Origin of the sequence: Dyadobacter sp. LHD-138 (assembly GCF_030929615.1) — a bacterium.
GTDB lineage: Bacteria > Bacteroidota > Bacteroidia > Cytophagales > Spirosomataceae > Dyadobacter.
Genome location: NZ_JAVFVU010000073.1, coordinates 1 through 10,637, shown reverse-complemented (window position 1 = coordinate 10,637; position 10,637 = coordinate 1). Strand labels below are relative to the sequence as shown.

Below are 10,637 nucleotides of genomic sequence, written 5' to 3'. Positions count from 1 at the left end.
CTTGACGATGTCTCAATTGTACATTAAATTTGGTGACAGATTACAGGCCGATCGCGAATTTTTTCTTGGTAGCTGAATCTGCCTAAATAAAATCCTGACACAGTTCAGCGTACACTCCCCGTTCCAATCCTTGAATCAAAAAGGAAAAATAGCCAGCTCCATTATCTCGACATATTTTATATTCTCCGTTTTATGGTTTTCCTGCCTTGTAGCCCGGATCAGAAAAAAATAGAATCAGGTATGCCATGGTAGCGCAGATTTGTAAATCGGAGTGCGCATTGTCAAAAAGTGATTGCCCAACTCTGATTGATTCTTTTTTTTATTTCGTTCATTTCTCTGAAAATAATAGTATCTTTCCATTGCTCTTTTGTCCAGATTGGCATTACCTCCAGGATGAAACATGGGTTAGCTTCCACTACAATTACTTTCTTTCCATTCCTGTACTCGTAAGAAGTCGTGTTGCTTATTACTTTTCTATCTTGGACATAGGTTATTGGGAACCAAACTTTTTCATGGTACAAAATGTATAGCCTCTTATCAGAATGTTCCAGCTGCCAACCCTTGGGCAACTGATTCTTAACCAATAATATTTTCGAATCAAGCATTAAACTATCCAGGTTCAAGTCCTTTTCAACCTGGGGAACTTGAGCTATCCCCAAATTGATGCAAGTAATGCTCATTATACAAAGAATTAGACGTAGATATTTTCTTTGACGTGGAACAGACTCCTGTGGAAACTCAGTCATTTTATTTATGTAAATATTTGACTTTCAAACCTATCGAACGAAAATATTTGTAAATTAGTATACCTAAAACGCAATTTACCATGATCGTCAATAATACTACGGGAGTGGGAAAATCCAATATCGGTCAAACGATAATCCTGCAATCGACCATCACCTGTCCATTGTGTCAGCATGAAAAACAAGAGACCATGCCTACCGATGCCTGCATGTACTTCTATGCATGTGAGCATTGCCATCAACGCCTAAAGCCATTGCAGGGTGACTGTTGTATTTTTTGTAGTTATGGAACGGTAAAATGTCCCCCGATACAGGAAGTCAAACCCTGCTGCCCTATCCTATAAGCCACTACCCAAACGAGCCGTGATTTGCAACCATATTTAACCCAGATTTGCAATCAGGGTTTCTTTGGCTTGCGTTTTTAATGCTGAAAACATGGGAATGTAAAAACTCAATATAACTAAGGAAATAGTTTATATTGATCTCAAATTCTAAAATCACTTGTATGAAATGGATCTCTGTGTGCTTTGTCTTTTGGCTTCCCTTATTAAACACTTTTTCCTTTGCTCAGAAACTGAATTTAAATGGCACCGCTACGATTAAACTTTCCAACGTCAGTCGCAGTACAGATTTACCCATTTCGGTCGAAGTATTGCATTCCTTTCCCGCTTACGGCTCATATGAGCAACGAGATACCTTATCGGCTACTGGTAAACCAATCTGGGTTACATTCCCAATTCATACTGTTCAAAATGTATTTGTAAGTTTTAGCAGTAAAAAATTAAATCTGCTCATGATGCCATCTGATACCATCTATATCAGTATTGACAGCTCGAAGCCCGGACCTGCTACCTACGAGATTGAGGGCCAAAATAAGCAGATACAAGATTACTATGAGGCGAAGTCTGCCCGATTTCCCGTACTTCCTAGTCAACAGGTAATGAGTGCAGGTGTAGGTGATGCCACGCTTTCTGATTTTAAAATTCTTGCGGACAGCCTTTACAAGTTAGAAAAAGACTTTTTAGACGAAAATGCTAAAGGTCTTCCGCCTTGGTTCATAAGATTTGAAACTGATGCAATTACATATACGAACGCCTACCTCCGCTTATATGTATATCAGTACCGACATCAAGTGAAGCACCCGGATTCCAATGCACCAGGTAACTATTTTAACTTTTTACAAACAGTAGCGATCCGGAATACTCTGGCGCTGTATGACTATGACTATTTGCAATTCTTAGAGGCATATGTCAAATATAAATCAGCGAACACCACGAAAGCGCTACCATCCCAAAGTAATATTTTAACCAACTATCAGCAGAATACCGGGCTACTGGGTAAACAGATCGGTGAGTTCTTTACGCTTTACATGATCAGCAACGCTTTAAATAATAATCCGCGACAGGTGGAAATAGAAATTGACAAGTTGCCAGCCTTACAAACTTATAGGACGCTGATTCCCTATTTAAAACAAAATGCTTCGCAACGGATTAAATTGCTGAATGCAGGAAAAAAAAGCCCAAACTTCATACTTGCCGACATTCAAGATTCGCTTGTTTCGTTAAAACAGTTTAGAGGGCAGATTATTTATCTGAGCTTCTGGTTTGCCGGCTGCAAAGGTTGTATTGAAGAGTTCCCTTATGAAAATGAGTTGGTAGAAAAATTCAAAGGAAAACCTGTGCAAGTTGTCAGTATTTGTACGCGTACTACCAGAGAAAAGTGGCTTGAAAAAATCAGTCAGTATGGTCTGAAAACAGTCAATCTTTATGCTAATGCACAATGGGGGAACGCTCTGGAAGAAAAGTTTGGAATAAATGTCTATCCTCAATACGTACTCATTGGTTCAGATGGGGCCATTATAGAAAATTTCACCAGCCGACCTAGTCAGGGAGCTGCCGTGAAAATAGAAAAAGCACTATCTGCGATGAAGTTGGATTAGATCCAGTTCTGAAAAAAATGACGTTAACGGGTTTGAATTTTAAAGGTTCATTGCAAATCTCGTAAACCTCGATTTGCAATCAGGGTTTCTTTGTCTTACGTTTTCAATACTAAAAATATAGAATTGTATCCTTTCAGAGATTTATTTTACAGAAAGTAAAACGTTGCAACGTTTTGCGTTACAAACAGTCACCCACGCCCACCTCGTAGAGGTGCCCTGTTTATAGGAAAAAATGTTGAATGAAAATATTTAACTCCTTAGGAGTTTCCTGTCAGTATTGAGGCGACTCTTACAGAGTCGGGAAATCCTTCAAAAGAGATCGTTTTTATAAACAGGAGGCTCTATGGAGCCGGAAAGTTGAAACGATACCTCGCAGCGTTATCCTGTTTGTAGAAAAAGAGCTGATTTATTTTAACTCCAAGGAGTTTTCTTGCGTTTTTAACACTACAAACATAGCGTTTTATCCTTTCAGGGATTTTTTTGGGGGGGGAACCTGATATGGTTATGCGTTATAAACGCGAAACCAAACAATCCTACGCGGGCCGCCCCGATTGCAAATCGGAGTTAGCAAAATAACTTCTGTAATACTTGGAATGCAGAAGAGGTGCCGAAAATCAAATTCCGGCACCTCTTCTGTGTTAGAAACGATGTTTTTTGACACCTAAGGATTAATATCCTTTATTCTGTATCAGATTGGTATTATTTCTGATCTCATTGGTTGGCAAGGGGAATAGGAGCTCTCTTTCAGTTACAACAGGCCCGTAAGAGAACTTATGTCCAACATAGTTATCAAACTGCTTCGTGGTCACGTTAAATGCTTTGCGCAGACGAACCATATCAAACCAGGTGATATTCTCGAAGCATAACTCATACCAGCGTTCTTTCCAAACTGCCTCTCTCAGCTGATCTTTTGAGAGACCGGTAAGATTAGGCAGCTCTGCTCTGGTCCTTGTCGCGTTAACGGCATCGTAAGCTTTTGCACTCGGTCCGTTTACTTCATTGGATGCTTCCGCATACATCAGCAGCACGTCTGCATAGCGGATCACCGGCCAGTTCAGGTCACTGTTTGCTGTGCTGGTCTGCGCAACGGTATCAAAATGTTTGTAAATAAAATAACCACCCAGGTCCACAACCTGATTTCTGTCCTTCTCATTGGTAAACTTTGTGAAGAAAAACTGTTTTTCTTTCGCACGTAAATCCGCCGGATCGTATGATTTTACAAAGTCAGCCGTTGCATAAATCCCTCCCGTTTCATCAGAATACTGCGAGATGTTTTTGTTGTAGGGAATAATTGCACTCTGCCAGCTGCCAGGAAGGATTTGTGTCTTAAATTGAATCATGAAGATATTTTCATCAACATTCTTCTTCGCCGGGTTATGCAGGTCTGCATAGGTATCAAACAATTTAAATTGTTTAGAATCAATCACCTCTTCCGCCTTCTTGGCAGCCAGGTCATAGTACGCCGCTCCTTTTTGCAAAGGATAACCCGCCATGGTCAGATATACTTTGGCCAGTAACGATTTTACCGCACCCATGCTTGCTTTCCCGCTAATATCCTTCCAGGGTAACCCAGCGGCTTCCGCCGTTTTTAAATCCTCTACGATTAATTTATACACATCGTCCGGAGTTGCTGCGGCGGGTTTCAACTCGGTAGACTGAAGGGACATAGGTTTGGTCACCAAAGGGATATTCCCAAACATCCGCACCAGGTTGAAATAATAAAAAGCCCTCAGGAAATGTGCTTCTCCCAGCAGCTTTTTAATCTCCGCGGCATCCATGGCAATGGTAGGGATTTTTTCAATAGAAAGGTTCGCATTGCCTATCCCCCGGTAATAATTCTGCCAATAATTTACCCCATAACCATTATCAGAGGTATTGCGCAGGTCTTTTATAAAGTAACTATTAACTGCTTGTCCTAAATCGGTCTGAGCAAGGCCGGTTCCAAATTCAGTCATCATCCAGGCTCCACCTCCAAAACCGCTGACCAAAGGCTCCCGCAAATTTGTATAAATTGCGTTTATGGAGCTTCGTGCATGTTCCGGTTTGGTGAAATAATTCTCCACCGTAAAATTGCTTGGGTCCGATTCATTCAGGAAATCTGAACAGCCGGTCAGCCACAGTGTGCCGGCCACGATTGCCAGCATTTTATATTTTTTTGTTATTCCGTTCATTGTTTCTTCGTTAAAAAGTCATCTGTAAATTACAATCCTATGTTAAGGCCCAACATAAAGACACGCGGTCTCGGGTAATCATATAATCCCAAACCCTGATCAAAAGGAGAACCAGAATTTGAAACTTCAGGATCATAGCCAGAGTATTTGGTGACCACAAAGAAGTTCTGAACAGATCCATAAACCCGTAAACGGTCAAGCTTTAACTTGGAAGTGATGGAAGACGGGAATGTATAGGCCAGCAATAAATTACGTCCGCGAATGAAAGAAGCATCCGTTACCTTATGGCTGTCATTGTTGGTTGTATAATAAGCAGCGATCGGGCGAATTTGTGCGATCGTTGAATTTTGATTTGTTTCTGTCCATGCATTCAAAACCGTTTTATAGCTGTTCGCAATACCCTGTCTGTCTTCGGCCGAGTGAATACTTCTGTCTAAAACATCATTACCATACATATATTGCAAGTCTACTGTCAGCGACCATGCTTTGTATTGGAAGGTGTTTAAGAATGTACCAAATCCGTCAGGAATACCTTTTCCGATAATGGTTCTGTCGTTATCATTGATCGTACCGTCATCATTAAGGTCCAGATACTTAACATCACCAGGACGCATGTTATATTTTTTGGCCTGCTCCGCTTCGTTTGTGCCCCAGATTCCCAGATGTTTCCTTCCAAAGAAAGAACCAACCGGCTCACCCACTTTGATAATTCCATTCCCAGAGAAAATATCACCACCACCGGCTAGCTCTAGCACTTTATTTTTGTTTACCGAAATATTAAAGGTTGTACTCCATGAGAAATCCTCTGTTTTGATATTCGTCGAATTAATTGCAAATTCTACCCCCTTGTTTTCCATGCTTCCAACATTGGTGAAAATATTCGAATACCCGCTACTCATTGGCAATGGCGCATCCAGCAACATATCATTCACTTTTCTACGGTACAGATCCAATTCAAAATTGATTCTGTTAGAGAATAGGCCAAGTTCTACACCAAAGTCAACTTGTTGTGTTTTTTCCCACTGCAAGTTAGGATTTGACATACGGCTAATGCCTGTACCAATATTGCGGACACCGTCAAAAATTACACTGGAAGTGGACATACCTGCCAACCCACGATAGGCTGGAATTTCAGAGTTACCTGTTGCGCCATAACTGGCACGTACTTTCAGATTGGAAACGGCAGGTACATTTTGCATAAAACTTTCCTCAGTCACACGCCACGCCACAGCAGCAGATGGGAAAAATGCATATTGGTTAGAAGATCCAAATTTGGACGAACCATCCATACGCCCCGTGAACGTTACCAGATACTTATTAAGCAAACCGTAATTCACACGTGCGAAGTAAGAATTTAAACCGTATGCTTCTCCAAAAGATGAAGGGGCTTGTGGGCTTGAACCGCCACCAAGGTTATTAAACAGGAAGTACGTATCATCAAAACCCTGTGTGGTTGCAATATTTTCAAAACGGTCAACATGCTGCCATGATAAACCAGCCATGGCATTCAAAGAATGTATTTTACCAAACTCTTTGTTATACGTCAGATAATTCTCGAACTGCCAGGAGTTATACCGGTTGTTAATAACCGAAGCATCACCATTATTAGAAATATATTGTAATCCTTTCGCAGCAAAATAATCGCGTCTCTGATTGATCACATTGGTCCCAATCGTCGACTTTAATTCCAGACCGTCGGCAAGACGAATGTTTGCATACAGATTCCCCAGCATGGTTTGCGTGCGAAGGTAGTATAACCGCTCTGCCGCTACACGCAACGGACTATCGCCACCTTCCATACCCGGATAATCTCTGTTACTGGCCCAGGCGCCATTCGGGTATTTTACAGGAATAATTGGCAATGCTTCCAGAGCCTGACGCATGGTTGTGATACCACCGCCACCAAGTTGATCGATCTGCTTTTCATTCTGATCGGTATAACCTAATGTCCCTCCTACTTTCAACCAGCTTTTGATTTGGGTATCAAATACAAAGCGACCTGAAAATCTTTTTTGCCATGAATTCCTGACAATACCATTTTCATTCCGATAATTTACAAATGCGCCGAAACTTCCCTTTTCATTACCGCCTGTAAATCCAAGCTGGTGATTTTGGGTAAACGCCTTTTGGAATGTCTCTTTCTGCCAATCCGTGTCATACAAAGGATTTCCCTCCTTATCAAATAATAGCGGATTGGTTCTTTTGGTTTTAGGATCTGTATATTTGGTACCGGTTGCCCATCCCACGGGATCGTACTTGGCGGCATTTTTATACGCAAGATCTTCAACAGCCAAAAACTCCTTGGAGTTAAGCACAGCTAATTTCTTCGGAGCAATACCAATACTAAAATCAGTATCGTAAGTAACCCTTCCTCCGCCAGATGTGCCCCGTTTGGTTGTCACCAAAATAACGCCATTGGCACCGCGTGCTCCATAAATGGCCGTAGAAGACGCATCTTTCAGTACTTCAATGGATGCAATGTCATTCGGGTTGATGTAATCGATCGGCGTACTCCCGTTCTGAAGTTCCACGGCGTTCAGTATGACACCATCGATAACATACAAAGGGTTATTACTTACACTGATCGAGCTTGCTCCCCGAATCCTGATGTTTGCCCGACCACCTGGCCGCCCAGAGTTGGAGGACACGTTCACCCCTGTGATACGACCTGACAATCCCTGATTAAGTGATGCAGCCGGGCGTTCCTGCAAAGCCTCCGCCTTAACCGTACCAACGGCACCCGTTAAATCAGATTTTTTCACGGAACCATAACCCACAACGACAACTTCATCCAGTGAATTTTCATCCGGTAAAAGACCGATCGCAAGTTTGGATTGACCACCTACCAGAATTTCCTTCGTTGTATAACCTACAAAACTGAAAACCAGAACTGCTTTTTCATCGGGAACATCAAGCTGAAAATCACCTTCGCCATTGGTAGACGTGCCTCGTTGCGTTCCCTTCACGACCACACTCACCCCTGGTAAGCCGGCACCTTTTTCATCCGTAACTTTTCCAGTGACCGTTTTCTCTATGACAATGGTTTTGCCATTCAATACTTCCGTCATGCCAACCGTATTGCCTCCCACCAGTACGGCGGATTCCTTTTTCTCTTCCGGTACAACCCCGCTCGTTTTGATCGATTCCTTGCCTTCTACAATCACGTACGTGTTCTTCCGTGTTTTTTTGTATTTCAATCCGTTCTGCTGGAGAATGATATCAAGGTTCTTTTCCAACGGTTTGTGAAAATCAATCAGTCCCGAAACAATGTTCATTGCCCCGACCACACGGTCCTCAAAGACGATTTCGACCCCGTAATGTCGCTGTAAATCCAGCAGGGCATTTTTCAACTTCATCTCCTGTCTGACCGTATGCGGCTGCCGTTCAAGCATGGAGGCAAATGCAAAGGTCTGGGATTGGGCAGTCTGCGAAAATTGCGTAGCAAAGGCAAGCCCAATTCCCACCCAGTGCTTACGTGATAGTGTTAATTGCATAAGTTAAAGGATTAGAAATAGTTAGTTGTCGGTTATTAAAATGGAATCACCTACGGTTTCAATTTCAAGATCAAGGACCTCCGAAACCGTTCTGAGGAGCTCTTCTGTGTTTTCTGTTTTGAAGTTTCCGGTAATGGTTCTTCCGGCAATTTTATCATTGGCTATCCGGACTTTTTTGCCAAAATTTTCCTCTATCAGATTACTGATTTCCCGTAAAGAAGTCGCGTTAAATACAAAACGTTGTTCTTTCCAGGCACTTAAACTCTTTGTATCAAAATCATTAACGACCTCTATTCCCCCGGTTTTCTGAAGGGTGGCCAGATCGCCCGGTTTCATGAGCAAATGCTGCCGTTTTTCTCCCTGCGAATAATCTATCCTGATTTTACCATGACTTAAAGCGACCTTGGTACCACGCGGGCGGGCAAAAACCGAGAACTGCGTACCCAACACCTCCACCTGAAATGTATCTGACGTTTTCACGACAAAACGTTTGTGATCAATGGTATGGCTTACGGAAAATTCAGCCTCACCGTCGAGCAACACTGTTCTCACATCCCCAAAGAATCCAAAACGCGGGATTTTCAAACGGGAATTAGCATTCAATGCAACACGGCTGCCGTCTTCCAGGTATAACTTTGTTGTCTGACCATAGCCCGTCTCAAAAGTTTTGTATTGCATCACATCTCTTGAAAACCAGCCGCAGCATACAAGCAAAAGTATCGAAGCCGCTATCAGCCAGTATTTTCGGACCTGAAACGGATTCCAGCCATTTCCCGACCGGTTATCTTCATTGCTATCCTCCTCCGGTTCTTGCTCTTCATTGTTGATCCTGGACAGCAGTCTTGCCATAGCCTGATCCTGGTCGGGTACAAACTGGGGCGAACGGGTTTCCCATTCAAAAAGCCATTGATGAAAAGTATCCCTATTTTCTGCATCCTTTAGCCAATCCTCCGCCAGTTGCCTTTCGAGCGGATTCGCCCTGCCAGACAAATACTCAAAAAGAATATGTTTTAATATTGGTTCTTTCATTATCGTACTAATTTCAGTGTTCAAAAATGTGTGAGGGCAGCTTACAAGCTGAAATTATCCAAAACCAAAAGCAGGCAGGGCATCATCCATTCGCCGTTGAGGGCCGTGCGCAGGTGCTTCAATGCTTTGGAAATATGTACTTCTACGGTTTTGGGAGAAATATTTAACTCGTCGGCAATCTCATGGTATTTCTTGCTTTCAAATCGGCTCATAAGAAATACACGGCGGCATTGCATCGGTAGCTGCCCGATCACCTCATTGACTTTGAGGAAAAGGTGGTTATAATGAATTTCAGCGTCGGGCTGCTGCTGAGTGATCGAGATCGTGTTTTCCGTCGTAGTTTCGATGGCATCTGTCTTGCCAAACTCACGGCGCAGGTAAGTAAAACATTCATTCCGTACCGCTCTGAAAAGATAACTTGTGTACGACGAGCTAATGTTCTGATATGACTTTGTCCGGTAAAACTGAAAAAAAACTTCACTTACCAGATCCTCCGCAATTTGTTTTGAATAGACAAAACGGACCGCATGACTACACAACGGCTTATAAAACCTTCGGAAAAGAAGCTCCAGGCCTTTTGAAGGATTCTCTTCAAAAGTCGCTTTTAAAAATAATGCAGAATCAACCTCCTGAAAACGGGGTTTGTCTTCCTCAGAAGGTGACAGAAATGGGCTTCCTGTCGGGGGTTCTTCATGTAGCAAAGGATCTCGCATTGGATCTTTTTGTTATGTAATAATTAAAAGACTTTTTTGCACTCTTATCCCCTTAGTCAGATTAGAAAATAATTGGAAAAATTTATATTAAAGAAGGAATAAGGTAGTGACAAAACAAAAAAATATCCGTCCGGTCAGTGACTTTTCCCTTTATGAAAGTCTAATTCAAAAATACTTAAACCCGATTTCCGATATGAAATTGAAAAATAAAATCAGTCTTTTGATCGCAGGCACATTATTAAGTCTGGCTGGATTGAACCTTATCCTGGATTCCGATGCAACAAGAAGTATTGGGGCAATACTGGCCTTAACCGGCGTGCTGACTAATATTATCGTTCTGGTACTTTTGATGAAGCAGGAGAAGTGGCTTCATGAGGATTATGAGGCATAGTCAAGAAAAAAAGAAGTCGGGGGAGGATGGAGGAAAAAGAAGAGGCTGTCTCAAAAGGGCAGTCTCTTTTTTTGCGTATATAGTGTTGTTTATTTTTTCAGAATTGATTATCTTTAGTTATAAGCAAATCAGGAAAAATGGGCCGCAGACAACCTAC

General features: G+C 42.1%; 8 protein-coding genes. 3 read left to right on the top strand and 5 right to left on the bottom strand.

Annotation, left to right across the window (positions count from 1 at the left end; genetic code table 11):
* Positions 1 to 281: 281 nt before the first annotated feature.
* A complete protein-coding gene (locus RB622_RS29515; protein ID WP_308050434.1) occupies positions 282 to 680 on the bottom strand; it encodes a hypothetical protein in 399 nt (132 codons plus the stop codon).
* A 146-nt stretch (positions 681 to 826) separates the two neighbouring features.
* Here RB622_RS29515 and RB622_RS29510 point away from each other — a divergent pair, with 146 nt between their 5' ends.
* Both RB622_RS29510 and RB622_RS29505 read left to right on the top strand, forming a co-directional pair.
* Positions 827 to 1,087, top strand: a complete 261-nt coding sequence (locus RB622_RS29510) for a GDCCVxC domain-containing (seleno)protein (RefSeq protein WP_308050433.1) — start codon at positions 827 to 829, stop codon at positions 1,085 to 1,087.
* Positions 1,088 to 1,248: 161 nt separating this feature from the next.
* Entirely contained in the window at positions 1,249 to 2,682 is a 1,434-nt protein-coding gene (locus RB622_RS29505; protein WP_308050432.1) for a TlpA disulfide reductase family protein, read from the top strand.
* A 668-nt stretch (positions 2,683 to 3,350) separates the two neighbouring features.
* Here RB622_RS29505 and RB622_RS29500 read toward each other — a convergent pair.
* The 4 genes from RB622_RS29500 to RB622_RS29485 are packed head-to-tail and all read right to left on the bottom strand — an operon-like array spanning position 3,351 to position 10,089.
* Positions 3,351 to 4,853, bottom strand: coding sequence for a RagB/SusD family nutrient uptake outer membrane protein (locus tag RB622_RS29500; RefSeq protein WP_308050431.1), 1,503 nt, complete (start codon positions 4,851 to 4,853; stop codon positions 3,351 to 3,353).
* 29 nt (positions 4,854 to 4,882) lie between these two features.
* Complete coding sequence (locus tag RB622_RS29495) at positions 4,883 to 8,347, bottom strand: SusC/RagA family TonB-linked outer membrane protein (protein ID WP_308050430.1); 3,465 nt, start codon at positions 8,345 to 8,347, stop codon at positions 4,883 to 4,885.
* 21 nt (positions 8,348 to 8,368) lie between these two features.
* Positions 8,369 to 9,376 (bottom strand): FecR domain-containing protein, encoded by a 1,008-nt coding sequence (locus RB622_RS29490; protein WP_308050429.1) that lies wholly within the window; start codon positions 9,374 to 9,376, stop codon positions 8,369 to 8,371.
* Positions 9,377 to 9,417: 41 nt separating this feature from the next.
* Complete coding sequence (locus RB622_RS29485) at positions 9,418 to 10,089, bottom strand: RNA polymerase sigma-70 factor (protein ID WP_308050428.1); 672 nt, start codon at positions 10,087 to 10,089, stop codon at positions 9,418 to 9,420.
* A gap of 193 nt (positions 10,090 to 10,282) precedes the next feature.
* On the opposite strand from RB622_RS29485, the gene RB622_RS29480 reads away from it, so the two are divergent.
* Positions 10,283 to 10,480 (top strand): hypothetical protein, encoded by a 198-nt coding sequence (locus RB622_RS29480; protein ID WP_308050427.1) that lies wholly within the window; start codon positions 10,283 to 10,285, stop codon positions 10,478 to 10,480.
* The last annotated feature ends 157 nt before the right edge of the window (positions 10,481 to 10,637 follow it).